Annotated in this window: 28 protein-coding genes and 1 riboswitch; of the genes, 9 read left to right on the top strand and 19 right to left on the bottom strand. The window is 72.9% G+C overall.

Annotation, left to right across the window (positions count from 1 at the left end):
* Positions 1-34: 34 nt before the first annotated feature.
* Positions 35-916: a hypothetical protein gene (locus tag AB0J42_RS01065; protein ID WP_364286947.1), complete on the top strand. Its 882-nt coding sequence runs from the start codon at positions 35-37 to the stop codon at positions 914-916.
* On the opposite strand, the gene AB0J42_RS01060 is transcribed toward AB0J42_RS01065, so the two are convergent.
* The 6 genes from AB0J42_RS01060 to AB0J42_RS01035 all read right to left on the bottom strand — a co-directional run bounded on the left by AB0J42_RS01060 (position 913) and on the right by AB0J42_RS01035 (position 4,333).
* On the bottom strand, positions 913-1,269 hold the full coding sequence (locus AB0J42_RS01060; RefSeq protein WP_364286944.1) for a hypothetical protein: 357 nt from the start codon (positions 1,267-1,269) through the stop codon (positions 913-915). The genes AB0J42_RS01065 and AB0J42_RS01060 overlap by 4 nt on opposite strands.
* Positions 1,270-1,332: 63 nt before the next feature.
* A complete protein-coding gene (locus AB0J42_RS01055; protein ID WP_364286941.1) occupies positions 1,333-1,617 on the bottom strand; it encodes a DUF3040 domain-containing protein in 285 nt (94 codons plus the stop codon).
* 142 nt (positions 1,618-1,759) lie between these two features.
* Positions 1,760-2,206 (bottom strand): YetF domain-containing protein, encoded by a 447-nt coding sequence (locus tag AB0J42_RS01050; protein WP_364286938.1) that lies wholly within the window; start codon positions 2,204-2,206, stop codon positions 1,760-1,762.
* Positions 2,207-2,216: 10 nt separating this feature from the next.
* Positions 2,217-2,717, bottom strand: coding sequence for a hypothetical protein (locus tag AB0J42_RS01045; protein WP_364286935.1), 501 nt, complete (start codon positions 2,715-2,717; stop codon positions 2,217-2,219).
* Between the two features lie 120 nt (positions 2,718-2,837).
* Entirely contained in the window at positions 2,838-3,947 is a 1,110-nt protein-coding gene (locus AB0J42_RS01040) for a hypothetical protein (RefSeq protein WP_364286932.1), read from the bottom strand.
* On the bottom strand, positions 3,944-4,333 hold the full coding sequence (locus AB0J42_RS01035; RefSeq protein WP_364286929.1) for a GntR family transcriptional regulator: 390 nt from the start codon (positions 4,331-4,333) through the stop codon (positions 3,944-3,946). The genes AB0J42_RS01040 and AB0J42_RS01035 overlap by 4 nt, the downstream gene beginning before the upstream one ends.
* Before the next feature lie 86 nt (positions 4,334-4,419).
* On the opposite strand from AB0J42_RS01035, the gene AB0J42_RS01030 reads away from it, so the two are divergent.
* The 3 genes from AB0J42_RS01030 to AB0J42_RS01020 are packed head-to-tail and all read left to right on the top strand — an operon-like array spanning position 4,420 to position 6,491.
* Positions 4,420-5,127, top strand: a complete 708-nt coding sequence (locus AB0J42_RS01030) for an ATP-binding cassette domain-containing protein (RefSeq protein ID WP_364286926.1) — start codon at positions 4,420-4,422, stop codon at positions 5,125-5,127.
* Entirely contained in the window at positions 5,124-5,918 is a 795-nt protein-coding gene (locus AB0J42_RS01025; protein WP_364286923.1) for an ABC transporter permease, read from the top strand. Before AB0J42_RS01030 ends, AB0J42_RS01025 begins: the two co-directional genes overlap by 4 nt.
* Positions 5,919-5,942: 24 nt before the next feature.
* Positions 5,943-6,491 carry a hypothetical protein gene (locus tag AB0J42_RS01020; protein WP_364286920.1) on the top strand — a complete coding sequence of 183 codons (549 nt, stop codon included), beginning with the start codon at positions 5,943-5,945 and terminating at the stop codon, positions 6,489-6,491.
* A 52-nt stretch (positions 6,492-6,543) separates the two neighbouring features.
* Here the strand turns inward: AB0J42_RS01020 and AB0J42_RS01015 are convergent, their stop codons facing one another.
* The 3 genes from AB0J42_RS01015 to AB0J42_RS01005 form a co-directional block, all read right to left on the bottom strand.
* Entirely contained in the window at positions 6,544-8,655 is a 2,112-nt protein-coding gene (locus AB0J42_RS01015; RefSeq protein ID WP_364286917.1) for a hypothetical protein, read from the bottom strand.
* 216 nt (positions 8,656-8,871) lie between these two features.
* Positions 8,872-9,531, bottom strand: a complete 660-nt coding sequence (locus AB0J42_RS01010) for an HAD hydrolase-like protein (RefSeq protein ID WP_364286914.1) — start codon at positions 9,529-9,531, stop codon at positions 8,872-8,874.
* Between the two features lie 258 nt (positions 9,532-9,789).
* On the bottom strand, positions 9,790-10,206 hold the full coding sequence (locus AB0J42_RS01005; protein WP_364286911.1) for a peptidase inhibitor family I36 protein: 417 nt from the start codon (positions 10,204-10,206) through the stop codon (positions 9,790-9,792).
* A 196-nt stretch (positions 10,207-10,402) separates the two neighbouring features.
* Here AB0J42_RS01005 and AB0J42_RS01000 point away from each other — a divergent pair, with 196 nt between their 5' ends.
* Positions 10,403-12,808 (top strand): glycoside hydrolase family 3 N-terminal domain-containing protein, encoded by a 2,406-nt coding sequence (locus AB0J42_RS01000; RefSeq protein ID WP_364286908.1) that lies wholly within the window; start codon positions 10,403-10,405, stop codon positions 12,806-12,808.
* Positions 12,809-12,953: 145 nt separating this feature from the next.
* Here the strand turns inward: AB0J42_RS01000 and AB0J42_RS00995 are convergent, their stop codons facing one another.
* From AB0J42_RS00995 to AB0J42_RS00985, 3 genes are all read right to left on the bottom strand, one after another.
* Entirely contained in the window at positions 12,954-13,130 is a 177-nt protein-coding gene (locus AB0J42_RS00995; RefSeq protein WP_364286905.1) for a hypothetical protein, read from the bottom strand.
* A gap of 13 nt (positions 13,131-13,143) precedes the next feature.
* Positions 13,144-13,335, bottom strand: coding sequence for a hypothetical protein (locus tag AB0J42_RS00990; protein ID WP_364286902.1), 192 nt, complete (start codon positions 13,333-13,335; stop codon positions 13,144-13,146).
* Between the two features lie 138 nt (positions 13,336-13,473).
* Complete coding sequence (locus tag AB0J42_RS00985) at positions 13,474-13,710, bottom strand: hypothetical protein (protein ID WP_364286899.1); 237 nt, start codon at positions 13,708-13,710, stop codon at positions 13,474-13,476.
* Here AB0J42_RS00985 and AB0J42_RS00980 point away from each other — a divergent pair.
* Positions 13,709-14,464 (top strand): hypothetical protein, encoded by a 756-nt coding sequence (locus tag AB0J42_RS00980; RefSeq protein WP_364286896.1) that lies wholly within the window; start codon positions 13,709-13,711, stop codon positions 14,462-14,464. The two genes, AB0J42_RS00985 and AB0J42_RS00980, sit on opposite strands and share 2 nt — an antisense overlap.
* Positions 14,465-14,657: 193 nt before the next feature.
* Here the strand turns inward: AB0J42_RS00980 and AB0J42_RS00975 are convergent, their stop codons facing one another.
* The 4 genes from AB0J42_RS00975 to AB0J42_RS00960 all read right to left on the bottom strand — a co-directional run bounded on the left by AB0J42_RS00975 (position 14,658) and on the right by AB0J42_RS00960 (position 18,328).
* Positions 14,658-14,822: an NAD(P)H-binding protein gene (locus tag AB0J42_RS00975; RefSeq protein ID WP_364286893.1), complete on the bottom strand. Its 165-nt coding sequence runs from the start codon at positions 14,820-14,822 to the stop codon at positions 14,658-14,660.
* Between the two features lie 42 nt (positions 14,823-14,864).
* A complete protein-coding gene (locus AB0J42_RS00970) occupies positions 14,865-15,995 on the bottom strand; it encodes a DUF5685 family protein (RefSeq protein ID WP_364286890.1) in 1,131 nt (376 codons plus the stop codon).
* Between the two features lie 197 nt (positions 15,996-16,192).
* The gene (locus AB0J42_RS00965; protein ID WP_364286887.1) at positions 16,193-17,089 is read right to left on the bottom strand and encodes a CHRD domain-containing protein; all 897 of its coding nucleotides are present in this window, start codon (positions 17,087-17,089) and stop codon (positions 16,193-16,195) included.
* 93 nt (positions 17,090-17,182) lie between these two features.
* Complete coding sequence (locus tag AB0J42_RS00960) at positions 17,183-18,328, bottom strand: FAD-dependent monooxygenase (RefSeq protein WP_364286884.1); 1,146 nt, start codon at positions 18,326-18,328, stop codon at positions 17,183-17,185.
* A 55-nt stretch (positions 18,329-18,383) separates the two neighbouring features.
* On the opposite strand from AB0J42_RS00960, the gene AB0J42_RS00955 reads away from it, so the two are divergent.
* A complete protein-coding gene (locus AB0J42_RS00955) occupies positions 18,384-18,950 on the top strand; it encodes a TetR family transcriptional regulator (RefSeq protein ID WP_364286881.1) in 567 nt (188 codons plus the stop codon).
* Between the two features lie 18 nt (positions 18,951-18,968).
* Here the strand turns inward: AB0J42_RS00955 and AB0J42_RS00950 are convergent, their stop codons facing one another.
* Positions 18,969-19,850, bottom strand: coding sequence for a LysR substrate-binding domain-containing protein (locus AB0J42_RS00950; protein WP_364286878.1), 882 nt, complete (start codon positions 19,848-19,850; stop codon positions 18,969-18,971).
* Positions 19,851-19,885: 35 nt separating this feature from the next.
* On the opposite strand from AB0J42_RS00950, the gene AB0J42_RS00945 reads away from it, so the two are divergent.
* Positions 19,886-21,178 carry an MFS transporter gene (locus AB0J42_RS00945; protein ID WP_364286875.1) on the top strand — a complete coding sequence of 431 codons (1,293 nt, stop codon included), beginning with the start codon at positions 19,886-19,888 and terminating at the stop codon, positions 21,176-21,178.
* A 50-nt stretch (positions 21,179-21,228) separates the two neighbouring features.
* Here AB0J42_RS00945 and AB0J42_RS00940 read toward each other — a convergent pair whose 3' ends face one another.
* Positions 21,229-22,122 carry a D-alanyl-D-alanine carboxypeptidase family protein gene (locus AB0J42_RS00940; protein WP_364286872.1) on the bottom strand — a complete coding sequence of 298 codons (894 nt, stop codon included), beginning with the start codon at positions 22,120-22,122 and terminating at the stop codon, positions 21,229-21,231.
* Between the two features lie 11 nt (positions 22,123-22,133).
* Positions 22,134-22,278, bottom strand: a riboswitch (cyclic di-AMP (ydaO/yuaA leader).
* Positions 22,279-22,505: 227 nt separating this feature from the next.
* On the opposite strand from AB0J42_RS00940, the gene AB0J42_RS00935 reads away from it, so the two are divergent.
* The gene (locus AB0J42_RS00935; protein ID WP_364286869.1) at positions 22,506-22,991 is read left to right on the top strand and encodes a carboxymuconolactone decarboxylase family protein; all 486 of its coding nucleotides are present in this window, start codon (positions 22,506-22,508) and stop codon (positions 22,989-22,991) included.
* Here AB0J42_RS00935 and AB0J42_RS00930 read toward each other — a convergent pair.
* Complete coding sequence (locus AB0J42_RS00930; protein WP_364286866.1) at positions 22,988-24,256, bottom strand: FAD-dependent monooxygenase; 1,269 nt, start codon at positions 24,254-24,256, stop codon at positions 22,988-22,990. The two genes, AB0J42_RS00935 and AB0J42_RS00930, sit on opposite strands and share 4 nt — an antisense overlap.
* Positions 24,257-24,326: the final 70 nt, after the last annotated feature.

Below are 24,326 nucleotides of genomic sequence, written 5' to 3'. Positions count from 1 at the left end.
CAAACCTCGGCGGGGGAACTCTACGATACGGCGCATGGCCTCGTTCGGATTCACGATCACCGCCGCCGGTCCGTTCGACTTCGGCGCCGCGCTGCGCTTCGTCGACGAGTGGCCCGTCACCAGCGGGCTCCACTCCGACGGGCGGGCGCTGCGGTTCGGGTTCTGCCCGGAGTCCGACTGGCTGCCCATCGGCGTCTCGGTGACCGCCGCGCCCGGCGGGGTCGCCGTGACCACCACCCGGCCCGCGGGCCCGGCCATCCGGGGCGAGGTGGCGCGCATCCTCTCCCTCGACGTGGACGGCTCCGGCTTCGCCGCGCTCGGCGCCGCCGACCCCGTCCTCGGCGACCTGCAGCGCGAGAGCCCCGGCCTGCGCCCGGTCTGCTTCTGGACCCCGTGGGAGGCGGCCTGCTGGGCGGTGATCGTGCAGCGCTCGTCGATGCTCATCGCCGCGCGCATCAAGCGGCGCATCGCCGAGAAGTACGGTGCGACCGTGACCGTCGACGGCCGGGACCACGCGGTCTTCCCGCCGCCCATCACGCTCCTGGAAGCCGGCGGCCTCGGCCTGCCCGCGCAGAAGGAGGAGTGGATCCGCGGCCTGGCCGCCGCCGCGCTCGACGGCGTGCTGACCGCCGAGCACCTGCGCGCCCTCCCGCCGGACAAGGCCCTGGCCGAGCTGCGCGCCCTGCCCGGCGTCGGCCCGTTCTCCGCGGGGCTGATCCTGATCCGCGGCGCGGGCGCCCCCGACGCCTTCCCCGGCGACGAGCCCCGGCTCTTCGCCATCCTGCGCGAGGTGTACGGCCTGCCCGAGGACGCCCCGGCCGCCGCCTACCGGAAGCTGGCCGACCACTGGCGGCCCTACCGCTCGTGGGCGTCGTTCCTGTTCCGCGCGTCCTCGTACCGGCCCGGAAAGCCCTAGCCGAACGCGGGCGGCCCGCCCCCCGAACGGGCCCGCCGCACGCCCACCCAGACCAGGTACGCACCCGCGACCAGCGCCACGGCGGCGGGGACGAGCGCCGGCCACACCATCCCGGCCAGCAGCGCGACCACGGTGAACACGATCCCGGCGACCAGCGCCAGCGCCGCGCCGAGCAGGCGCCAGCCGAGCGCCGACGAGGGCGGCGGATGCTCGGCCCAGGCGCCCTCACCGCCGCCGTGGACGCCCGGCACGCCGGTGTCGCTCACCACGCCCGAACGGCTGACCTCCTCCGGAGGCGGCGGCTCGCGCAGCACGGGAGCGAAGAACTCGTCCTCGGGGTCCTTCCGGTTCATGGCCTCCTCCTATCCCAGGAGAGCGGCGCATCACCTCTTGTACGGGTCCCGGCGAGCGGCGGATCACCTCTGCCAGGAGCCGTGGACGACCTGGGAGGTGCGGGTCGGCGGGTGCTCGCACGGGCCGCCCGGACGGCAGGAGTCCTGCGGCGTGGTCACGGTCAGCACCACGCCGATCAGGAACACCATGTACGCCACGATGGCCAGCGTCCACCAGAACGCGGCCGGCATCTCCTTGCTGTGTCCGGGCCTGGGCGCGGACAGGAAGGCGTCGAGGTCGGGGTCGTCGAAGGCCAGCCGCTCCTCGATCTCGTCGAGCGCCTGGCGTTCCTCGCGTGAAAGACCCATGGCGATCACCCGGCCTCAGGCCGCTCTCTCGCCGTGACCGGGTGAGCAGAGGTGTCGGGCATCGGCTGCGGCATGTCGCCTCCAAGGTGCCGCCCTCACGTCTCCCTTGCAGTATGCAACGCGCTCCCGACGTGCAGAAAGGTCAGGGCTTCTTCAGAATCACGCTGATCACGCCCGACCGCTCCAGGATCGCGTAGTCGATCTCGTCCAGGCTGCGCACCCCCTGGCTGGAACGGGCCTCCTGGAGCACCTGCTCCGCGTCGAGATGGTGCAGCCGCATCCGGTCCTCCAGCATCCGGCCCCGCTCGATCAGCACCACCGGCGTGCCGTCGAGCGCGGTGCCGACCCGCGGGAACCGCCAGCCGAGGAAGTCGGCCAGCCGGTCCAGCGCCACCAGGGTGACGATCACCAGCAGCGCCACCGTGATCGAGAAGTCCTCGCCCAGCAGCGCCTGCTGGGTGGCCTCGGAGATGATCAGCAGCAGCGCGAAGTCGAACGTGGTCACCTGGGCGAGCGTGCGCTTGCCGCTGATGCGGAAGATGACCAGCAGGGCCACGTAGATCGCCGCCGCCCGCAGCACCGCGTCCATGCCGTCGCTCCTACGGATAGATGAACTGCCAGAACGTGGCGGGGGCCCGGCCGGGGACGCCGACGGCGCCGTGCAGCGTGCCGAAGTGGTCGGGGCTGATCTGAATGTCGATCTCGGCCCGCTCTCCGGTGACGGGGAACTCGAGCACGACCCCGGCGCCGTCGGCGGTCCACGAGCCGGGCTCCGGGGTGATCTGCCGGATCTCCAGCTCCCTCAGATAGCCGCCGGAGATCCACAGCCTGGCGGTGCCCGGCGTCGCGGGGTCGGACCGTACGGTCACCTCCAGGCTCGTGTCACCCAGACGGCGCGCGAACCGCTCATAGCCGACCTCCACCAGCTCCCCGGACGCACTGGCCCAGCTGAGCGGCCCGGGCCCGGCCAGCCCGGCGAGCGCGGCGGCCAGGATCAGCGCGAACGCGGCCCAGCCCAGCCGCTGCCCGTTCGCCGACCGCCGCTGGCGGCGGGGCTCCTGAAAGCGCCGCTCCTGCTCGCTCAGCTGCAGGTCAGCCATGTGATCCGCTCTCGCACGAGCAAGGGCTGCCCGCCCCTGTCCGCCCCCAAACCCGACGTTGAGGAGACCATCGGTGACGCTCTCCACGGGTGCCGGGAAGCCGCCACTTGGGGGAAACCGTCACCCCGGGAAGGGGTTGTGCGTGGGGAGGTCGACGACGCCGGACAGGGCGAGCAGGGCGAGGGCGAGGAGGGCGGCGAGCAGGAGCCAGGCGATCGGGTGCCCGAGGTTGAGGGTCCAGGCGCCGGTCCAGGCGCGGGCGTGCACCAGGAGGGCGGGGTCGCGGCGGTTGGCGTAGACGGTGCCGGCGAGGAACCAGTGACGGTCGTCGTCACGCTGTTCGACCCCGGAGTCCTCGTCCTCCTCGCCGGGCAGGGCGGGCAGCCGGTGCCCGGCCTGGCCCGCCTTGAGCTGCCAGCCGAGCCAGCCGCCCAGGAGCGCGACGATCGGCACGTACGCGGTCACCTGCCAGCCCGTGCCCGGCGTGACCACGTCCCACAGCTGGAGCGACCCGATGAACAGGCTCAGGTTCACGCAGGCGGCGGAGAGCAGCGACAGCACGGCGACACCGCGCAGGTAGAGGCGGTAGCGGCGGGCCGACCCCCGGGGACGGGCGGCGTCGAGGTCGGCACGGGCGCGCAGCACGACCACGACCGTCGCGGCCACGACCACCAGGACCGCGACCTGGTACAGCACCGGTTCGAAGGCGTTCAGCGGGGTCGTCGGCACGCGCTCGGCCGGGTCGACGGCGGCCCCCAGGTGGCGGGGGAGCGTGGCGGGCAGCCGGCCGTAGCGCGACCAGCCGACGCCCGCGGTGAGCATCAGCACCGCCAGCGCGGGCAGCCCCCACGCCCACGGCACCCGGACCGGATCGGTGCGGAAGGTGGTGTCGACGGTGACGCCCTGCCGCGGGGCCGACCAGGCGCCGGCCGACTTGGCGGCGCTGATCGCGCGGTGGGCGAGGTAGTAGAGCAGCAGGTCCGCGGCGAGCAGGGCCGGCACCGCGACGGCGAGCCCGGCCGCGGTGCCCAGGGGGACCGTGAGCGCGCCTGCCGCGGCCACCAGCCGGGCGTAGCGGCGCCGCTGGGCGACGACGACCGGGTCGCCGGCGTGCGCGGCGGGCACCCGTACGCCGAACGGCAGGGTCGGCCTGCCCCGCGCGGGCAGCACCAGCATGAGGCAGGTGATCAGGGCGGCGGAGACGAGCGCGCCGGCGAGGTGTGTGATCATGCCTGCGCTCCGAAGCCGTCCAGTACGGCCGCGCACCTGCGCAGCACGTCCTCACGGTCCATGCCGTGAACGGTGGCTTCCGCCAGCAGCACACGCATGCGTTCCTCCCAGTCGTCGATGAAGGGTGCCTCGGGCGGGCCGCTGCCCGCGTCTCGCCGTACGACCGCGCCGCTCTTGCGGTTGATCCGGATCACGCCTTGCCGTCGCAGCAGGTCGTAGGCCTTGTTCACGGTGTGGAAGTTGATCCCGAAGTCGGCGGCGAGCTGCCGCGTGGAGGGCAGGGGGTCGCCTTCCTTGGCCTGCCCGCGGGCGATGGCCTCCACGATCCGGTCGCGGATCTGCTGATAGATCGGGACCTCGCTGTCGAGGTCGAGCGTCAGATGCACACGCACATGCTATCTGATATACAACTCATATAACAGATAGCTCAGGAGGCACAGATGATGAACGTGAACGCCGCGGCGGTGCGGCCGTGAAGATCGAGGTACGCGGCCTGACGAAGACCTTCGGGCAGGTCACCGCCGTCAGCGACCTCAGCTTCGACGTCGTGCCCGGCGCCGTGACGGGCTTTCTCGGGCCCAACGGCGCCGGCAAGACCACGACCATGCGGATGATGCTCGACCTGATCGCGCCCGGCTCCGGCACCGTCACCTACGCGGGCAGGCGCTACTCAGACCTGAAGAGGCCGTCGGCGACCGTCGGCGCCGTGCTGGACGGCGCGGGCTTCCACCCGGCCTGCACCGCCCGCGACCACCTGCGCCTCTACGCCCGGATGGGCGGATACGGCAGGGCCCGGGCGGCGGAGGTCGCCGACCTGACCGGGGTGTCGGCGTTCGGCGGCCGTGCCACGCGCGCCCTGTCCACCGGCATGCGCCAGCGGCTCAACCTGGCCACCGCGCTGCTCGGCGACCCCCGCGTGCTGCTGCTCGACGAGCCGAGCAACGGCCTCGACCCCGAGGGCATCGCGTGGCTGCGCGGATTCCTGCGCGGCCTGGCCGCCGAGGGCCGCACCGTCCTGGTGTCCAGCCACGTGCTCACCGAGGTCGAAAACCTGGTCGACCACGTCGTGGTGATCCGCGACGGCCGGCTGGTCCTCACCCGGCCGGTGGCCGAGCTGATCACCCCCGAGCGCCCCACACTCGAAGAGGCGTTCCTGCACCTCACGGGAGGTTCCCCATGACCGCACTGGTGGCAGCGGAGTGGCTGCGGTTGAAGAGTTCCAGGCTCTGGCTGTGGGGCCTGCTGGCGGCCGTGGGCAGCGGCCTGCTCATCGGCCTGGCCGCGCTCGTCGGCCCGGAGAACTTCAACCCGCCGATGCCCGGCCTGGACACCGAGCAGGGCACCCGCGTCCTGCTCGGGCTGCTCGGCTTCACCGTGTTCGTCCCCGCGCTGTTCGGCACCACCGCCGTGGCCGGCGAGTACCGGCACCGGACCGTCACCACCACGGCGCTCTTCGCCCCCCGCCGCTGGACCTGGCTCGTCGCCAAGCTGGCGGCCTACACCGCCGCCGGGCTCGCCTACGGCCTGCTGGCAGTGACCGTGGCGGGCGGCTCGATCTTCGGGGCGGCGGCGCTCAAGGGCGTCACCCTCGGCCTGCCCGCCGGCGCCGTCGCGGCCCTGCTCGGCCGCATCGCCCTGACGATGGCGGTCTACACGCTGCTCGGGGTGGCGGTCGGCGCTCTCCTGCGCAACCAGGTGACCGCTCTCCTGGTCGTCGGCGCGTACTTCTACATGATCGAGACCGCGCTGATGCTCGTCCCGGGCGTCAACGGGCTCTACCCCTTCCTGCCGGGAGGCGCCACCGCGGCGCTGACGAGCTTCACCTATCTCTCCGAGGCCGTCGCCACCCAGACCGGCAGCTCCGCCACCGCTCTCCTCCCGGCCGCGGCGGGCGGCGCAGTGCTGGTCGGCTACGCCCTGGTCGCGGCCGCGATCGCGGTGGCGGCGCCGCTGCGGAGGGACATCGCCTGACTGAAGCCCCCTGTTGAGGAGGCGGTGAGCGTGATGTCCCGGTGGTGGAAGAGGCTCGTTCCCCTGCTGGCCCTCCTGGTGACGGCGCTGTTCCTCGACGGCCAGGCGTCGCGGCGGGAACCCGGCCTCGACCTCCGGGACGTGAGCGTGGTGGAGGGGACGGTCGCGAAGTTCGACACCGTCAAACGGCCGGACCGCACGGCGAGGAAGGTCCGGTACGTGACGGTGGCCACGGTCGCGCTGGCGGAGTATCCGGACAACGTCGCCTTCCGGCTGACTCCGCGTCCCCCGGGCGGGGTGGCGGAAGGGTCGCGGGTGCGGCTGGAGGCGGTGGACGTGGACCGTACGCTCGACCGGGCGGAACGCTTCCCCGAGGTCGAGTACCGGATCGACGCGGTGGGGGCCGTGATCGACGGGCGGACGATCTCCAGCGCCGCCGCCCGGGTCGAGGTGGCGCGCGACGCCGCGAACGGCTACCGGCTCGCCGCCGGGGCGTGTCTCCTGGCGGCCCTGGCCTGGGCGGTGGTGCTGGTGATGTGGTGGCGCCGGATGCGAGGAGAGCGGAAAGGCTAGATCACCGAGAGAGAGAAGGAAGCCCTTCCATAGCCTCGCGATCTTCACCGTATCAGGCGGGGATCAGCTCGTGCAGGGTCGCGGGCGTCACCACCCGCGTCCCCTCCGGCACCTCCGCCGGCGCGGCGAGCGTGAGGCGGGTGGTGCGCCCCGCCGCCGAGCCTTTGGCCCGCAGCCGGTCGGCCAGGTAGCCGACCGTCAGATACTCGCGCTCCACGATCGAGCGCACCAGCAGCGAGGCGGTGACCCGGTTCCCCTCCACCTGGTTGAAGCCCGGATGCCCCCGCAGATAGAGGTGCAGCCACTTCACCCGCCAGGCCCCGTCGCCGTCGCGCAGGAAGGCCAGGGGAAGCGCGACCCGGCCCGAGCCGCGCAAATCGGACTTCATCCGTACGGTACGTGGCTCGAACGGGCGGCCCCGCTGCTCGGCGTCGCGGGTCATGTAGCCGAAGAACGCCTCCGCGGCCTCGTCGAACGCCTCCCCCGCGTAGATGTGGACCTGAGGGATGATGATCGACCGGGTCGCGTCGGCGAGCCGGATGTCGATGAACTCCGACGCGCCGTCCGGCGCGGCCACGAGGTCGCCGGAGTACCGCGCGAAGCTGGTGCGGTAGTTGGTCCACGACACGTGCGCGGGGGCTCCGTACGAGTCGTCCAGCATGAGCGCGGACAGGTCGTAGTCGGTGCGGCGCGCGGCCTGGCGCCAGTACACGAAGAACCGGAGCAGCTCGCCGTCCACCGGCGAGAGCGAGCCGCGGGGCAGCATGCCGAGCCCGGGCGCGACGGCCTTGCCCGACAGCGGCAGCGCGACGCCGAGCATGTCGGGATCGACGACCACCTCGCCGAGGTCCGGGAGGCGGCGGGTGATCTCCTCGTCCAGGACGGCCAGCGCCTCCGACAGCACCGCCCGGTCCAGCGGCGGGCGGGTGTCGGGGGCGGCCCAGGCCCGGCCGTGCCGGTTGGCGAAGACGCGGCCCGGCGCGGGGGCCAGGCGGTTCCCCAGGTGCTCGCGGAGCGACAGCAGCACCCGGCCGGACGCGCCCGCCGCAGTCTTCGCCGCCACGTCCAGCACCTCCCGGGCCGACGGGCCGGCGCGCAGCAGGTGGTCGAGGCGGCGCAGCAGCATGCCGGGCGCGTTCGCCAGCAGCGCGACGGCGTCGGGGACCCGGCCTCGCGACAGGGCGGCCTCGACCCGGGCATCGAGGCTCGCGGCCTCGCGCGTACCTCTGGCCACCTCGAAGACCTGCGCGGCGCGCGGGAACCGCGGGTACTCGTGCGGGTGCAGCCGCTCGCCGAGCCGCTTCCAGCGCTCCCGATGCCGGGGCACGTCGCCGAGCGCGGCGGGGGTGGCCACCGTGTCCAGGGCGCGCAGCAGCGCGCGGCGCTCGGCGCGGCGGAAGGACCGGAACCGGGTGGGAGCCGACAGCGTGACGTCCCCGCCGGAACAGGCGCAGGCCAGCCGGAGCACGTCGGTCACCGTGTCCACCAGCGGCGGCCGTCCGGCCGCCAGGCGGGCCTCGTTGAGGACCGCGCGGTTCTCGCGCATCGGGACGCGCTCCGGCTCGTCGGGGCAGTGCGCGGCCAGCAGGCGCAGCGCCGCCAGGTCCTCCTCGGCGAGCGGGGCCTCGGAGCCGGCCATCGCATGGAACAGCGCGCGGGTCTCCGCCTCCAGGCTGCCGCCCGGCTCCAGCACCGTCACCCGGTCGGCGGCCAGCGGGACCAGTTCGGCGTGCGCGGCCAGCAGGTCGGCGTAGGTGTGCTGGTGGCGGCCGTACGCGGGGAAGTCCAGCAGGTCGGTGATCTCCGGCCAGTCGCGCTCGGCGGCCACCGGCGCGAGCAGCGTGTTTTGGAGCAGGCCCGCCCAGAACTCCAGCGTGCCGGGCACGTTCGCGGGGAAGTCGACGAAGTAGGGGTTGTGCTCGACGTGGTCGCCGACCAGGGTCCTGACCGCTTCGAGCACCCGTACGCCCAGATCCAGCACGGTCGCGCCGGGCAGCTCCGACAGCCGCCCGAGCAGAGCGGGGGAGCAGGTGAAGCCGGCGCTCAGCAGGGCGGCGTCGAGCTGGCGGGCGGCGACCTCTCCCCAGCCGGGCGCGGTGGCGGGGGGATCGTCGAGGGGGACGCGCAGCCGGCGGGCGATGACCAGGCTCTCTAAATCGCTCACGGCGGGAACCTTATCGATCACGTGATCGACTTGCCTGCGGTTTTCGAGGCTGTCCGGAGCACGCGGAAAGTCGGGTATCTTGTCGGGCCACCGGCGTTTCGGACCGCTCCGCCCCTGGTCAGAGGGGGTGTGGTCCGGATCGCCCCGCCGGTGGCCCGGCGCGCGGGTTCAACGCCAGGCCACCGGCGGCCCACCGGGGAACGACTCCACGCATGCTCAGGCTCGGGCGGACAGGAGCCCGGTGAGGTCGCCCGGGGCGGAGGCGACGGTCAGCGCGGGCCGATACGAGGAGAGCTCCTCCGGGTAGTAGCCCCAGCCCGCGCCCACGAACCCGGTCCCGGCCGCCAGGGCCGACTCGGCGTCGTGCGGGCCGTCGCCCACGTAGGCGCAGTCGGCGGCCGCCCATCCACCGCGGCGCAGCCCGAGCAGGACCGGCTCGGGCGACGGCTTGCGCTCGGGGGTGTCCTCGGTGGTGACCACCACGTCGAACAGCGGCAGCAGGTCACGCGCGCCGTGCACGGTGCGCAGGTCGTGCTCGGTACGCACCCGGGCCTTGTTCGTCACGATGCCCAGCCGCACCCCCTGGCGGCGCAGCCCGTCGAGCATGTCGACCGCGCCCGGGTAGAGGGTGACCTTCCGGTGTCCCTCTTCGAGATAGTGGCTCTCGTACCGGGCCCGGCACTCGGCGGCGCGCTCGCCCGCCACCTCCGCCATGACCTCCCGCATCCGCCAGCGCATCACCCGGCCGAGGCCGAGTTCGAGCAGGGACTCCCAGCCCCCGGGGATGGGGGCGAGGGCCGCCCGGTAGCAGTCCAGGATCGCGGGGCGGGAGTCGATGAGCGTCCCGTCGAGGTCGAAGAGCACGGCGCACGTCATCGCGTGACCTCCTTGAAGGCGAGGAAGCGGGCGGGGACGGCGACGGGGGGCAGGTCGGCCGGCTCGTCGCCCAGGGCTCTCCTGATGGCGTCGAGACATGCTCCCAGTACGGGCGAGCCGCCTCAGGAGCCCCGGCCGAGGTCGCCGGAGACCATCACCCTAGTGTGACCGGCGTCGGGGCCGTCTTCAGCGTGGACCGTTTCATCCGCTGAGCGAGGCCCCCGGCGGGCGGGGCGGGCCGCCGGGGGTCGCCTTCGGTCACTTGACGGAGGTGGGGGCGTCCTCGCCGGGGGGCTTGCCGCAGGACCAGCCGCCGGGGCCGCCGAGGCGGACGGACTCGAAGAACTCGCGGTAGGTGATGAAGAAGTTGCCCTTGGAACCGGCCCGGGACAGGGCCGTGCAGCCCGTGTAGTCCGCCCCGGAGAAGAGGTAGGCGGGCTGGTCGGTGCGGTTCCAGTCGGAGTTGGCGCGCTTGGCCATGCCGAGCGCGGCCAGGTCGGGGGTGCTGGTGTCGATCTGGATGATGTCGCCTGTGCCGTCGAGGCCGGAGAACATGCAGTAGTTCCCCGGCAGGCACCGGTCGTAGCCCTCGGCGGCCTGCGCCGGGAGGGTGGTGAGTGCGGCCACGGCGACGGCCGCGATCGGTACCGCCAGTAGGTGAAGCTTCTTGCCCATCGATCCTCCGTGGGTGAAACTTTCTTTCGGCAACTGGCTTGACCCTACATGGTGTGATCTTGTTAGGGAAGTGTGAAAGTTTCACCCCATCGGCCCTGATTGCGCAATCTAGGGGTGGAGAGGCTGTGGCCGTGGAGCGGGAGTCGGTTTATTGTGCTGTGGGAGCGCTCCCAAACCCTCTTCTGGAGCAGATTCCATGCGCAAACCGTGGACCCGCTGGGCCTCCGTGACGGTGCTCGCCGCCTCGATCCTGGTGGCCCCCGCCTCCGCCGCCGCTGCCGACCCGTACCAGAACGCCGCCCTGCCCGTCGCCGACCGCGTGGCCGACCTGATGGCCCGCATGTCGCTCGACGAGAAGATCGGCCAGATGACCCAGGCCGAACGCGGCTCCGTCAGCCCCGCCGACGTCACCGCCTACCGGCTCGGGTCGGTGCTGTCGGGCGGCGGGTCCGCGCCGACGCCCAACACGCCCGCCGGCTGGGCGGACATGTACGACAGCTACCAGAACGCGGCGCTAGCCACGCCGCTCGGCATTCCGATCCTGTACGGGGTCGACGCCGTCCACGGGCACAACAACGTGTACGGCGCGACGATCTTCCCGCACAACATCGGGCTCGGCGCCACCCGCGACCCCGCCCTGGTCCAGCGGATCGGCCGGGCCGTGGCCGAGGAGATGGCCGGGACCGGCACGAACTGGAACTTCGCCCCGTGCGTCTGCGTGGCCCGCGACGACCGCTGGGGCAGGACGTACGAGTCCTTCGGCGAGACGCCCGAACTGCCCGCGGCGATGGCCTCGTTCGTCACCGGATTGCAGGACGGCACCCCGTCCGTGCTGGCCACCGCCAAGCACTACCTCGGCGACGGCGGCACGACAGGCGGCCGGGACCAGGGCGACACGCAACTGTCCGAGGCCGAGCTGCGCGCCGTCCACCTGCCGCCCTTCGAGGCCGCGGTGGACCGCGGCGTGGACTCGGTGATGATCTCCTTCAGCAGCTGGAACGGGGTCAAGGTCCACGGCCACCAGTACCTGATCACCACCGTGCTCAAGGAGGAGCTGGGCTTCACCGGCCTGGTGGTGTCCGACTGGAACGGCGTCGACCAGATCGACGGCGCGCCCGGACTGTCCGCGCAGGACGTCCGCTCGGCGATCAACGCCGGGATCGACATGGTGATGGTCCCCACCGAGTGGCGGAGCTTCATCGACCTGCTGCGCGCCGAGGTCCAGGCCGGCCGGGTGGCGCAGGCGCGGATCGACGACGCGGTCCGCCGCATCCTCACCAAGAAGGTCGAGCGGGGCCTGTTCGAGCAGCCGCTCGCGGACCGCTCGTACGCGGCCTCCATAGGCGGCGCCGCGCACCGGGCGCTGGCCCGCGAGGCCGTGGCCCGCTCGCAGGTCCTGCTGAAGAACGACGGGAACGTGCTGCCGCTCCGGCCGGACGCCCGGATCTTCGTCGCGGGCGCGAACGCCGACGACATCGGCAACCAGAGCGGCGGCTGGACCATCACCTGGCAGGGCGCCTCCGGGAACATCACCCCCGGCACCACCATCCTCCAGGGCATCCGGGACACCGGCGCCACCGTCCGGTACAGCCGCGACGGCTCCGGCGTGGACGGCTCGTACGACGTCGCGGTGGCCGTCGTCGGCGAGACCCCGTACGCCGAGGGCGAGGGCGACCGGCCCGGCGGCCTCGGCCTCGACGCCACCGACCGCGCCACCCTCGACCGGCTGCGCGCCGCCGGCATCCCCCTGGTCGTGGTGCTGGTCTCCGGCCGCCCGATGGACATCGCCGACCAGCTTCCCGGCTGGGACGCGCTGGTCGCCGCCTGGCTGCCGGGCACCGAGGGGCAGGGCGTCGCCGACGTGCTGTTCGGCGCCGTCGAGCCGACCGGCAAGCTGCCGATGACGTGGATGCGGAGCTTCTCGCAGCAGCCGATCAACGACGGTGACGGCAAGGCGCCGCTGTTCCCGTACGGGTTCGGGCTCACGTACGAACCGACCGGCGACGACACCGAGCCGCCCACCGCCCCCGGCGACCCGTCGGCCTCGGCGGTCACCTCCACCTCGGCGACCCTGACCTGGACCGCGTCCTCCGACGACGTGGGCGTGACCGCGTACGACGTGGTCCGGATCCAGGGCTCCGGCGAGACGACCGTGGCCACCACGCCCGCCCCGCCCGCCACGGTCACCGGCCTGTCGCCCGACACCTCGTACACCTTCGCCGTCTACGCCAGGGACGCGGCCGGGAACCGTTCCCCGCGGTCGGCCACCGTCACCGTGACCACCCCCGGCGGCAGCACGGGCGGCTGCACCGTCACGCCCGCCACCCAGAGCCAGTGGAACAACGGGTACGTGATCCAGGCCGAGGTCGCCAACCCCGGCAGCACCCCGCTGGACGGCTGGACCGTGACCTTCACCCTGCCGCCCGGCCACCAGATCTCCGGCCACTGGAACGGCGACGTCACGATCGACGGGGGCACGGTCACCGTCCGCCCCGCCCCCCACAACGCCACGCTGCCGCCGGGCGGCAGCACGTCGTTCGGCTTCCAGGGCAGCCGGCCCGGCGGGGACTCGTCCCTGCCGTCGGAGTTCGCCTGCGTCTGATGACGCTGCGGTCCTGTCCGGCCCGCGCGTTCCTCGTACGGGCGCGCGTCCGGAAAGGCGGTCAGGCCCGGGCGCCGCAGACGCCCGGCATCCGGCCGATCATGGCGTGGGTACTGAGGCAGTACGCAGTGTCAAGAGGTTCGGGTCACGGGTCGGGTCTGTTCAGCAGTTTGGGCAGGGCCATCAGCGTCGCCCCGCCCGCGCCGCCGCCGCCGAGCAGGGCGCCCGGCCACTCCGCGCCGGTGGCCAGCAGCAGCGCGCAGGTGATGGCGGCGATCATGATCGTCAGGGTGAGGGTGAGCAGCTGGCCGGTGGTGAACATCGTTCCTCTTTCCTCAGGTGTGGTCGTCGGCCCAGAAGTCGATGAGCTCGTCGGGGGTGAGGTCCTCGGGGCGCTTGGCGGGCGGCGTGCGGCCGGTCGCGAGCACCCAGGTCGTCACGAGGGTGATCAGCAGGTGCTCGTCCTCCGGGCAGGGGGCGTCCGCGCGGTAGGAGACGCTCGGCGGGCGAGCGGTGAGATGCGGCATGGGGCCTCCCCGGAGAGCGGCGGTGGACGGGCCCACCATTGCTGCTCGGGAAAGCCTCCGTCCAGCGGCGCAAACATGCTCGGACAGAGCCGGACGAGATCGAAAAGGAAATGGCTCCGGAGCTAAACGTCCGTGGTCTTACGGCATCGTCCGGATTTTTTCGGATTTATCCGGAACGCAGCCCGTTTCGGGGTTACTGTCGTTCATCTGACCAGCGGCGGATCCCGGCGCCGCTTCTGGTGCGGCTGCGCTGGAGATCAAGTCAAGTGGCCGCTGATACCGGTTGAGAGGAAATTCAGCGAACTGTCCAGACTGCGAGATTTTTTCTGGAAATATGGCGGCAAACATGATCCGTACGACTCTTTCAAGGACCATGACTGAAACTCCTAAGGGCGAGCTCCATGCCGCCTTCATAGCCCAGCTCATCGAGCTGCGGGAAGCGGCCGGCCAGCCGAGCTACTCCCGGATGAACGTGTTGTCGCGCGCGGCGGGCTGCCCCAAGGAGCTGCCTGCCAGCACGCTCAGCGACATCCTCAACGGCAAACGGGAACGCCTCCCCGACTGGGGGCTGGTCGCCTCCTTCGTGATGGTCTGCCATCGTCACGCCCAGCAGACCGGCCTGCCGGTGGACGCCCTCGGCACCGTGGCGCAGTGGCAGGCCCGCTGGCGCGCCGCCCGGAACGAGCAGCCGCCCGCCACCGGCACGCACGACCTCTACCGCACACCCGCCGACGAGGCCGAGCGGCGCACCTCCAGAACCATCGCGTACCTCGTCCGCCGGGCTGCCGAGGGCGACTCCGAACCCGCCTACCGGCTCGCGATCATCCATACGCTGAAAGGCGAGGCCGCCGAGGCGCGCTACTGGGCCCACATCGCGGTCCGGCGGCACCACCCCGGCGCCGAGGCCTTCGCCCGTCACCGGCTCCCGATCGAACTGGCCGCTGACCTGGCCTACGGCTACGGCCTGCGCTACGAGCCCGACCCGCGCAAGCACCACATCGCCAAGATCTACTACAAGCTCGCCGCCGAACACAGGCACCCGCTCGCCGCCGAACGCCTGCGGGCCCTGCGCACCGTACCGTTCGGCAAACTGCTCCCCGCCGTCGCCGAGCACCCCGACCCGGCCTGACGCCGCCTCAGGCTCTCCCGGCTTGCGGCTTGCTCGTCTCGTACCAAGAACCGCCAATCCGCAGGAGGGCGGAGAGCGCGGCGGCGGCCACCAGCGCCCTCACCCGCACACTCGTCGTGGAGGAAGACGGCCCCAGACGGTCCGGCAGGTCGCCCGCCACCCGTCACCTACCGTGCGGCATCCCGCCCTCGCGCTACCGGGCCGCCCAGTCCTTCGCCACGCCATTGCCGGGCTCGTTCGTGAGCATGGTGGCACGGATTACGGTCCAGTCGAGGCCGGAGATCTTCAGCATGCCCTCGGCCCGGGCCAGGTCCGCGTAGGCCGATTGCGATATGCACTGGAGCAGTATGCATATCAAGGGGGCGTCCAGGACAGGCTGCAGACCGGGAGCGCGCCCTGCTCAGCAGTCGCAGGAGCAGTCGCAGCAGCAGCCGTTCTCCTGCGAGCAGCAGGAACAGCAGTCGCAGCAGTCGAACCAGCCGTCGCAGTCCGACGGATCGCAGCGCCGGCAGAGGGACTTCTCGTGTTCCTCGTCCCACGGCGGCCGGTACAGGCCGCACGTGCAGCAGACCAGCGAGGCGCAGGCCAGGGAGAGCAGCCCGCCGGGATCCCGCTTCGGCGGCCTTGGCGGCGCATCGGGGTCCCCGGGGGCCGGGCCGGCCGGGTGCTCGGCGCCTTGACCCTCAGCGGTGGCGAACGCCCGCGAGACGGCTCTGGCGCTCTCCCGTACCAGCAGGGCGCGCGCCAGCTCGGGGCGCGGCAGGTCCAGCTCGTCCACCGCCGCGCGCACCTCGGCGTGCGCGGCGTCGCAGTGACGGCGCGCCTCGTCCAGGCCGGTGCCGGTGGCGTCCAGCGGGTTGTACGCGCCGGACGCGCGGTCGTCCGCCAGGTCCTCCACCGCGTCGATCAGGTGAGCCAGCCGGCCGAACCCGCGCCCGGCCGCCTCCAGCGCCTCCCGGTTGTGCGGCCGTCCCGTGAGCACCGCGGTGTGCGCGAAGGCCGCGGCCACGGCGTCCTCGGCGGGCCCCGTCAGCTCGCGTAACGGCCGGGCCGACGTGCGTTCCAGGAGCGCCTGGCGGCCCGCCGCCGCGGCCAGCGGGGCGGCGTCGAACCCCAGCGCGCCCGCCGTGGCCATGCCGTCCGAGGACCACCGGCTCGCCAGCCTCCCGGCCCCGGCCGCCACCGGACGGCGGGCGTACACGCCGTCGCCGTCGGCCACGTGGTCCCGTACCTTGCCCGCCGCCAGGAGCAGCGACACCGAGGCCGCCAGCCGGACCCCCGCCGACTCCACCACGTCGGCGCCCTTGAAGCCGCGGAGCGCGCACGGGCCCGCCCGGCGGCGCTGCGCGGGAACGGCGGACTGGGCCTCGGTGAGGACGGACACGAGCAGGCCGTCGTAGTTCGTCACCAGGCGGGAGAGGTGCCCGTGCTCGTCGCGGAGAGCCAGGCAGAGCCCGCACAGGTGGCCCATCCAGTCCGCGTAGAGCCGCTCGCACATCACGTGCTGACATGGGCGGACGATGCCGAACATAAGGCCCCTTATGCGTCTATGGCGTGCCCACGGTAGCACCCGGTCGATCAAGGAGCCGAGACTTGGCCACCGCCGCGCTCGCCGTGGAGGAAGACGGCCCGAGACGGTCCGGAAGGTCGCCCGCCATCCGTCACCTACCTTGCGGCATCCCGCCCTCGCGCTACCGGGCAGCCCAGTCCTCCGTCACGCCCTGGCCGTTACCAGTCGCCCCGGTAGAGCTGGCCGCGGATGGCGCCGCCGGGGAACTGCTTGTTGTGCAGGTTCACGTACCAGTTCTTCGGGTTCTTCCAGATGCGGCGGCCGACCGCGGCGGGCGCCGGCGTGCTGCCGGCGACGCCGTTGATGCCGGCCGGCAGGCCCTTGCCGGCGGCGAAGAACGGCACGACCACGGGGCCGTTCTCGCCTCTCGGGGCGCGGTGGATGTGCGCGGCGACCGGTGCCCCGATCCGCTTCCACGCGGTGGCGAACCAGACCCGCTTGCCCTGCGGCTGCACCAGCCACCCGGCCCGCCCGTCGCGGTCGCCGGCCTTCGTGCCGGGGGCGGGCACCTCCTGGCGGCCGTCCGCCCGGGTCGTCAGCGTCCGGCCGAACCCGTACGACAGCACGGACTCCAGCTCCACCGGGTGGATCCGGTGGAGCTGCGCCCGCACGGCGCCGCCGGGGAACTGCTTGTTGTGCAGGTTGGCGTACCAGTTGCCGGGGTTGGTGACGATACGGCGGAGCAGCCCGAGATCCTTGACCCGGACGGTGCCCTTGACGGCGTGGAGCGTCTTGGGCAGCGCCTTGCCGAAGAACGGCACCGTGACGGGGCCGTTCTCACCCGGCTGCCCCCGGTGGATGTGGAACCCGCTGGGCGCGGCCAGCCCGTGCCACCTGACGGCGTAGTCGACGCGTTGCCCGTGGATCCGGAAGATCGCCAGGGCGCTGCCGTCGCGGTCGCCGGTCTTCGCTCCCTTGACGGGCACCTCGTTGGCGCCTTTGAGCGTCGCTGCCAGGTAGACGGGGGTGACGGCCTCGGCGGAGACCGGGCTGAGCGCGGTGGCGATCAGCGCGGCGGCGGCCAGGCCGGGAGCCACGAGGGTGCGCTGGTTCATGAGTTGACCCCTTCGCTGTGTCCTGTGGCGTGGTACGGCTGCCTGCACCGCCCAGTTCAACCGGGGGAATGTGGAAAATTACGGGTTGACGGCTCAGACGTGCCAGAGGGCGGCGAGCCGGCGGGTGGCCAGCCGCGAGGGGACGGCGCGCAGCAGCGCGTCGCGGAGCCACGCGGTGACGCCGGTCTGCGAGGTCAGCCGCGACTGGCGCGAGGCCGCCAGCATGATCCGGTTGGCGGCGGGCCTGCGCTCGGCGTCATACCGCAGCAGCCTTCGCGCGACGTCCGCCGGTCCGGCGCCGGTCAGGTGGCGGGTCACCGCGGCGGCGTCCTCGAAGGCCTGGCTGGCGCCCTGGCCGAGGTCGGGCGGCATGGCGTGCGCGGCGTCGCCGAGCAGCGCGACCCGGCCCGCCACGAACGAGGGCAGCGGCCGGGCCAGGCGGCCGATCGCGTCCACGTGGACGTCGCCGGGCGGGGTGGCCTCGATCAGCTCCGGGACCAGCGGGTGCCAGTCGGCCATCAGCGACAGCATCTCCCGGCGTCCCTGCTCGGGACTGGGCGGAGCGCCGCGCAGGACGCTGTCGGTGAACCAGTACAGGCGGTCCTCACCCACGGGGAACAGGCCGAACATCGCCCCGGTGCGCCGGTCGAGCAGCTGGCAGGCGAGCAGTTCCGGGCCGACGCCGGCCGGGCGGGGCAGCATGCCGCGCAGGTCCAGCCGCCCGGTCCGGCGCACCCCGGGATGGGCGGGGAAGAGCTGGGCGCGCAGCCTGCTGCCGATGCCGTCGGCCGCGATCACCGCGTCCGCCTCCAGGACGGGACGGCCCCCGCTGACGACGGTCACGCGGCCGGGCCCGACGTCGAGGCGCTCGACCGGGGTGGCGGTCCGCACCAGCCCGGCGGGCAGCGGCGCGCGGATCGCCCGGTGCAGTTCGGCGCGCTCGACGATGGCCACCGACCCGACCTCCTGCTGCGCCCCGGCCGCCTCAGTCACGAGCAGCGGCCGCCCGCGCCGGTCGCGCAGCCCGGCCCTTAAGGCGTGAACGCCCTGTTCACGCACGCCTCCGGCCAGCCCCAGCGCGTCGAGGGCGCGGAGCCCGTTCGGCATGATCACGATCCCGGTGCCCGCCTCCCGGAGCTCGGCGCCCCGCTCCAGGAGCGTCACCTCATGACCCGCCCGATGCAGCCCCACGGCCGCCGCCACCCCGCCGAGCCCGCCGCCGACCACCGCGATCCTCATCAGGACCTCCCATTCACTACGATCGTACTACTACGCTCATTGGTAACATGGCCCCATGCCGCCCTCGAACCCGGCCCGCCGCCGCGCCCTCACCGACGCCGCCATCGACCTGCTGGCGTCCTCCGGCGTGCACGGGCTCACCCACCGCGCGGTCGAGAAGGCGGCGCAGCTCCCGCCGGGCACGGCGTCCAACTACTTCCGCAGCCGGGAAGCCCTCCTGATCGCGGTCGCCGAACGCGTCGCCGAACTGCACCACGCCGACACCGGCCACGCCGTCCAACAGCCCGCCACGCTGGCCGAACTCCTGACCGAATCACTGCTCACGGCGGCCACCACCCTGCGCCGCCGCTACCTCGCGATCTTCGAGCTCCGCCTGGAGGCCTCCCGCCGGCCGGCGCTGGCCGCGGTGCTCGCCCGCCTGGAAGGCGGCGCCCTCCAGATCACCGCCGGCCAGCACGACCAACTCGGCCTCACCACCTCCCGCGACAAGATCGCCGCCCTCATCGCGCTCTACTCCGGCGCCCTGTTCACCCTGGTCACCGAGCCCCCGGAGACCGTCACCAGGGAACTCGTCCAGAACCTGGTCGAGGGCATGCTCCACGGCTGCGCCGATCGGGGCTGAAACCTGGACGCTACGGCCCTACCTCCGGGCTGTCTCCTGAAGAGCGGTGAGCAGTCGGTCGAGGACGGGCTGAGCTGCCGAGGTCTCTCTCACGGCCGCGTGGATCGCTCTGGCCGGCTCGGGGCTGCGTACTCTGCGGACGACGACGTCCGGGTGGCGGCCGGTCAGGCCCAGGCGGGGGAGCAGGCTCACGCCGAGGCCGGCGGCGACGAAGCCCTGCGTCGTCGGGTAGTCGTCGCTCTCCACCACGAAGCCGGGACTGAAGCCCGCCGCGGCGCAGCCGTCGAGGATCGGGGTGAGGCAGGGGCCGGGGCGTTCGCCGCGGATCCAGGGCTCGTCGGCGAGGTCCGACAGGTCGAGGACTCGCTGCGCGGCCAGCCGATGGCCGCGGGGCAGGACGGCGCGGTAGGGGTCGTCGAGGAGGTGGACGAGGCGGACGCCGGGGTGGCGGCTGTGGGGGGTGACGACGAGGGCCAGGTCGGCGCGGTCGTGGGCGACATCCGAGAGCGGGTCATCGGTGATGCGCAGGTCGATGCGTACTCCCGGGTGCCGGGCCCGGAAGACGGCGAGGGCCGGGGCCAGGAGTGGGGCGCCGGCTGAGGCGAAGTAGCAGATGGTCAGCCGTCCGGTGCGGCCGGCGCGGAGATCGGCCAGCTCGGTCTCGGCTTCGGCGAGTTGCCGGCTGATCACGGCGGCGTGGTCGGCGAGCAGGCGACCGGCCGCTGTGGGGCGCACGCCCCGGCCGGCGCGTTCCAGGAGTGGCAGGCCGGCCTCCTTTTCCAGGGCGGCCACCTGCTGGCTGATGGCGGACGGGGTGTAGCCGAGGTTGGCCGCCGCGGCGGTCACCGAGCCGCCGGCGACGACCGCGCGGAGGATCTGCATGCGCCGCACGTCGAGCATGAAGAAAAGCTTAACGCAGAGCCAGAATCTTTCACTTGTCCTACCAAGTGGGATGGGGCAGCCTGAACGGCGCCATGCACCATGACTCGGCCTGGCGTAACCCGGGCTTCCGCACACTGTTCACCGCGACCACCCTGAGCCAGCTGGGCGTCAACATCGGCTACGTCGCCGTCCCGCTCGTGGCCGTGTCCGCCTTGGACGCCGGTCCCGGTGAGGTCGGCGTGCTGGCCACGTTGAGCACCGTCGCCTTTCTCCTCATCGGCCTGCCAGCCGGCGCGTGGGTGGATCGGATGCGCCACCGGCGGGTGCTGATCGGCGCGGACCTGGCGCGGTTCGCGCTGTCCGCCTCCGTGCCGCTGGCCTGGTGGGCGGGCTCGCTCACGCTCGGCCAGCTGTACGTGGTCGCCCTGCTGAACGGATGTGCCACGGTCTTCGCTGACGTCGGCGCCCAGAGCACGCTGCCGCGCCTGGTGGGCCGGGACGGGCTGGTCCAGGCGAACTCGGTCATCGTGAGCCTGATCGCCGCCGGGAACGTGGCAGGGCGCGGCGCGGGTGGCGGGCTCGTCCAGCTGCTCACCGCGCCTGTGGCGCTGGCCTGCGCGGCGGTCGGGCATCTCGCGTCGGCGCTCCGGCTCCTGGCTCTGCCCGCCACTCCGGCCGCGCAGGCGGTGGACGGGACGTCTGTGCGGCTGTCCGCGCAGATCAAGCAGGGGGTCCGTCATGTCTTCGACAGCCGCGAGCTGCGGGCGCTCGCGTTCACCGGGACCCTTATCAATCTCGGGTCCTCGATGGCCAACACCATGCTGCCGGTGCTGTTCGTCCGGGAGCTCGGGCTTCCGGCGGGTGCGCTCGGCCTGTTCTGGGCGGCGGGCGGAGCCGGGCTGCTGCTGGGGGCTCGCTGCGCCGGGCCGGTGTCCCGCCGGATCGGGTACGGGCCGACTCTGGGATGGGCCGGGCTCTGCCTGGCGCCCGCGGGGCTGCTGGTGCCGCTCGCCGGTCACGGCCCCTGGCTGTGGGTGGCCGGGGGCGGCTGGCTGCTGGCGATGTTCAAGACCGGCATGGACAACGTCCTCGGGGTGACCATCAGGCAGCGGATGACGCCGGATGACCTGCTCGGGCGGATGAACGCGACCTTCCGCTTCGTCCTGACGGGCGCGCTCGCGGTCGGCGCCGCCGCGGCGGGGGTGATCGGCGAGGTGGCCGGCGCCCGCGCCGCGCTCTGGACCGGGGGCGTCTTCCTGGCGATCGCCTTCCTCCCGGTCTTTCTGTCGCCCGTACGCGTGCTGCGCGAACCGCCGGTCACGGTGGCCGCGCCCCAGCGGGCGTGAGGCGGGGCTCGCCGGTCTTGCTCACGCCGGTACGCGGGCTGCGGGAGCCTCTAGCGGGTGCGGGCGGTCGCCCAGTCCAGGAGGGCCTGGGCGGTCTGGAAACGGCGGCCGGAGTCCGTCTCGCCGAGGATGACGCCGATCACGCGGTTGCCGTCGCGTTCGCCGGCGAAGGAGAGGGTGTAGCCGGCCGCTCGGGTGAAGCCGGTCTTGACGCCGACGGCGCCGGGGTTGGCGAGGAGGCGGTTGGTGTTCTTCCAGGAGTACGGGCCGTGCTCGGGGGTGGCCTTGAGCGTGTAGAAGCGGGTGGAGGTGATCTCCTTGAGTGCCTCGTTGTCCAGGACCGCCTTGGCGAGGGTGGCCTGGTCGCGGGCGGTGGAGTGGCCGCCGCCCCCGTAGGGCATGCCGTCGGCGTTGACGTACTGGGTGCCGGTCATGCCGAGTTCGGCGGCGGTGGCGTTCATCTTGGCGACGAAGGCGGGGACGCCGGGGCCGTAGGTGCGGGCGAGCGCGTGGGCGGCGTCGGCGCCCGAGGGGAGCATCAGGGCGTGGAGCACGTCCTCGACGGTGAGGGTGTCGCCGGCGCGCAGGTGCGCGACCGCCGCGCCGCCCTGGGCCGCGTATCGGACGTCCTCGTCGCTGATCGTGAGCTTGTCCGTGGGCTTGGCCTGCTTGAGTACGGTGTACGCGGTCATCGCCTTGGTGAGGCTGGCGACCGGCCTGCGCAGGTCGGCCTCCTTGCTCAGGTGCACCTGGCCGGTGTCGGCGTCCACCAGGTACGCGGCCTCGCCGAGGACGGCCGGGGCCTTGACGGCGGGCTTGTGCTGCTGGACGGCGGCCGCGGGCGCGGAGTCGGCGGCCTGGGCGGCGCCGGCGCCGGCGGTCGCGGCGCCCGCGGCGACGGCGAATCCGAGCAGGGCATGGCTGAGCCGGTGAGTGAGACGCATGAAGGAGTTGCTCCTAGCTTCCATGCCGCCTGCCGGGTTAGCTGACGGGTTCGGGCGTGGAAGTGCCCTACGGCGTGCGTGCGCCGATTCACCCCGGTGGAAAGAGAGAGTGGGTCCCCGGCTCCGCGAAGATGGCGGATTAGGCGGCCGCGCGAGAGGGCGCGGTCCGGGCAATGAACGGCAGCGGTCAAACCACCACTGCAAGCTCCAAAACTACCCAAAGGCCACAAATCGGTCAAGGGGCTGTCTCGGATCCGTCACGAAAGGTTCGTGATCGTGCCGTACCGGCACAAGGATCGGCTCCCCGGGGAAGTTCTGCACGTCAGGGGTGCCGCGCCGGTTCTGCCGCGCGGCACGCGCCGTCACCTAGTGAGGACACCGATATGCAACCCCGTCTCGACCTGAGGGCCAGCGCGCTCGGCGCGAAGATCGCCAAACGGATGCACAGCGTGGTCCTGGCCATCCACCAATCCCCGTTGCCCCAGACCACCCAGGACCTGGTGATGCTGCGCGCCAGCCAGATCAACGGATGCGGATTCTGCATCGACTACCACACCAAGGACGCCACGGCCGCGGGGGAGACCCAGGCCCGGCTCCACCTGGTCGCGGCCTGGCGGGAGTCGACCGTGTTCACCGAGGCCGAGCGGGCCGCGCTGGCCCTCACCGAGGAGGGCACCCGGCTCGCCGACGCCCACACCGGCGTGTCCGACGAGACGTGGGAGCAGGCGCGCCGGCACTACGACGAGGACCAGCTGGTGGCGCTCGTCTCCCTGATCGCCATGATCAACGCGAACAACCGGCTCAACGTGATCGTGCGCAACCCTGGAGGCTCCTACGAGCCCGGCGTGTTCTCCGGCCTGGCGAACTAGCCGGCCCCCGCCGCGGACAGGTCCGTCTGTACGGAGTCGAGCGGGATGGGCGTGAACATCGGCGGCTCCTCCTCGGGGGTGAGCGCCGTCGGCCCGTAGATCCAGTCGATGAAGGAGTAGTCGTGGACGTCGCGGGCCCGCAGGATCGCGTTGCGCTGGAGACGGGGGAGTCCGTCCAGGTGCCACAGCTCGCCCCAGTCGCGGGCGGTGAGCAGGACGCGCCGGCAGTGCTCGGGACGGACCGCCTCGTACGCGGCGAGCGCGCCCGGCCAGTCGACCGTGCCGTCCGCGGCGCGGCGGGCGGCGACGTGCCGGGCGAGCACCCAGCCGTCCTCGATGGCCATGATCGCGCCCTGCGCCATGTACTGCAGCGGCGGGTGGGCGGCGTCGCCGAGCAGCGCGATGTTGCCGTGCACCCACGTCATGATGGGGTCGCGGTCGAACATCCGCCACCAGCGGTCGCGCCACATCAGCGGGATGCCCTGCCGGACCTCCTCGCAGGCCGCGGCGAAGGCGCCGTCGAGCTCGTCCGGCGTGCCCCAGTCGGCCTCACCCGCGAGCGCCTTGGGCGACTGGAAGACCGCGACCTGGTTGAGCATCTCGCCGCCGCGCAGCCCGTACTGGACGAAATGGCAGCGCGGGCCGATGTGGACCGAGACCTCGCTGAGGTCGACCTCCCGCCCGACCCGCTCGATCGGGATGGCGGCGCGGTAGGCGACGTAGGAGGAGCTCACCGGCTCGTCGTCGGCGAGCAGGCGGCGCGCGACCGAGTGCAGGCCGTCGGCGGCGATGACGATCCGCGCCTCCTCGGCGCGGCCGCCGGCCAGCAGCACCCGGGCGCCGGACGCGGTGTTCTCGTAGCCGGTGGCGCGGGCGTCGGTGACCAGGTCGACGCCCGCCCGGCGGCAGGCGCGCAGGAAGATGCCGTGCAGGTCGCTGCGGTGGATGACCATGTACGGGAAGCCGTACCTGCGTTCCAGGTCGGCCAGGTCGAGCCGGGTGAGTTCGTCGCCGTCGAGGGCGTCGCGCATCACCATGCTCCTGGGCAGCACGCCGAGGCTCTTGGCCTCGTCGAGCAGGCCGTAGTCGTCCAGGATGCGAGTGCAGTTCGGCGCGATCTGGAGACCGGCGCCGACCTCGCCGAACGCGCCGGCCTGCTCCAGCACGCGGACCCGCAGGCCCTCGCGGGCCAGGGCGAAGGCGGCGCTCAGGCCGCCGATGCCGCCGCCGACGATCAGGACGTCCGGCTTCGCGGAGGTGGTCACATCGCTCTCCTCAGTGGCTTCACGCCGGCAGGGCCGGTACGGGCGAGCTGCCGGTCGTGGTCAGGGCGTG

The organism is Nonomuraea sp. NPDC049649 (assembly GCF_040675175.1).
Lineage (GTDB): Bacteria > Actinomycetota > Actinomycetes > Streptosporangiales > Streptosporangiaceae > Nonomuraea.
The sequence above is the reverse complement of the archived record's forward strand: the minus strand, read 5'-3'. Positions and strand labels throughout refer to the sequence as shown.

What these genes read in the sequence shown, in the direction of transcription:
- AB0J42_RS01065 (WP_364286947.1), top strand. Translation starts at nt 35, where the DNA reads ATGGCCTCGTTCGGATTCACGATCACCGCCGCCGGTCCGTTCGACTTC.
- AB0J42_RS01060 (WP_364286944.1), bottom strand. Translation starts at nt 1,269, where the DNA reads ATGAACCGGAAGGACCCCGAGGACGAGTTCTTCGCTCCCGTGCTGCGC.
- AB0J42_RS01055 (WP_364286941.1), bottom strand. Translation starts at nt 1,617, where the DNA reads ATGGGTCTTTCACGCGAGGAACGCCAGGCGCTCGACGAGATCGAGGAG.
- AB0J42_RS01050 (WP_364286938.1), bottom strand. Translation starts at nt 2,206, where the DNA reads ATGGACGCGGTGCTGCGGGCGGCGGCGATCTACGTGGCCCTGCTGGTC.
- AB0J42_RS01045 (WP_364286935.1), bottom strand. Translation starts at nt 2,717, where the DNA reads ATGGCTGACCTGCAGCTGAGCGAGCAGGAGCGGCGCTTTCAGGAGCCC.
- AB0J42_RS01040 (WP_364286932.1), bottom strand. Translation starts at nt 3,947, where the DNA reads ATGATCACACACCTCGCCGGCGCGCTCGTCTCCGCCGCCCTGATCACC.
- AB0J42_RS01025 (WP_364286923.1), top strand. Translation starts at nt 5,124, where the DNA reads ATGACCGCACTGGTGGCAGCGGAGTGGCTGCGGTTGAAGAGTTCCAGG.
- AB0J42_RS01010 (WP_364286914.1), bottom strand. Translation starts at nt 9,531, where the DNA reads ATGACGTGCGCCGTGCTCTTCGACCTCGACGGGACGCTCATCGACTCC.
- AB0J42_RS01005 (WP_364286911.1), bottom strand. Translation starts at nt 10,206, where the DNA reads ATGGGCAAGAAGCTTCACCTACTGGCGGTACCGATCGCGGCCGTCGCC.
- AB0J42_RS01000 (WP_364286908.1), top strand. Translation starts at nt 10,403, where the DNA reads ATGCGCAAACCGTGGACCCGCTGGGCCTCCGTGACGGTGCTCGCCGCC.
- AB0J42_RS00995 (WP_364286905.1), bottom strand. Translation starts at nt 13,130, where the DNA reads ATGTTCACCACCGGCCAGCTGCTCACCCTCACCCTGACGATCATGATC.
- AB0J42_RS00990 (WP_364286902.1), bottom strand. Translation starts at nt 13,335, where the DNA reads ATGCCGCATCTCACCGCTCGCCCGCCGAGCGTCTCCTACCGCGCGGAC.
- AB0J42_RS00980 (WP_364286896.1), top strand. Translation starts at nt 13,709, where the DNA reads ATGACTGAAACTCCTAAGGGCGAGCTCCATGCCGCCTTCATAGCCCAG.
- AB0J42_RS00985 (WP_364286899.1), bottom strand. Translation starts at nt 13,710, where the DNA reads ATGGTCCTTGAAAGAGTCGTACGGATCATGTTTGCCGCCATATTTCCA.
- AB0J42_RS00970 (WP_364286890.1), bottom strand. Translation starts at nt 15,995, where the DNA reads ATGTTCGGCATCGTCCGCCCATGTCAGCACGTGATGTGCGAGCGGCTC.
- AB0J42_RS00965 (WP_364286887.1), bottom strand. Translation starts at nt 17,089, where the DNA reads ATGAACCAGCGCACCCTCGTGGCTCCCGGCCTGGCCGCCGCCGCGCTG.
- AB0J42_RS00960 (WP_364286884.1), bottom strand. Translation starts at nt 18,328, where the DNA reads ATGAGGATCGCGGTGGTCGGCGGCGGGCTCGGCGGGGTGGCGGCGGCC.
- AB0J42_RS00955 (WP_364286881.1), top strand. Translation starts at nt 18,384, where the DNA reads ATGCCGCCCTCGAACCCGGCCCGCCGCCGCGCCCTCACCGACGCCGCC.
- AB0J42_RS00950 (WP_364286878.1), bottom strand. Translation starts at nt 19,850, where the DNA reads ATGCTCGACGTGCGGCGCATGCAGATCCTCCGCGCGGTCGTCGCCGGC.
- AB0J42_RS00940 (WP_364286872.1), bottom strand. Translation starts at nt 22,122, where the DNA reads ATGCGTCTCACTCACCGGCTCAGCCATGCCCTGCTCGGATTCGCCGTC.
- AB0J42_RS00935 (WP_364286869.1), top strand. Translation starts at nt 22,506, where the DNA reads ATGCAACCCCGTCTCGACCTGAGGGCCAGCGCGCTCGGCGCGAAGATC.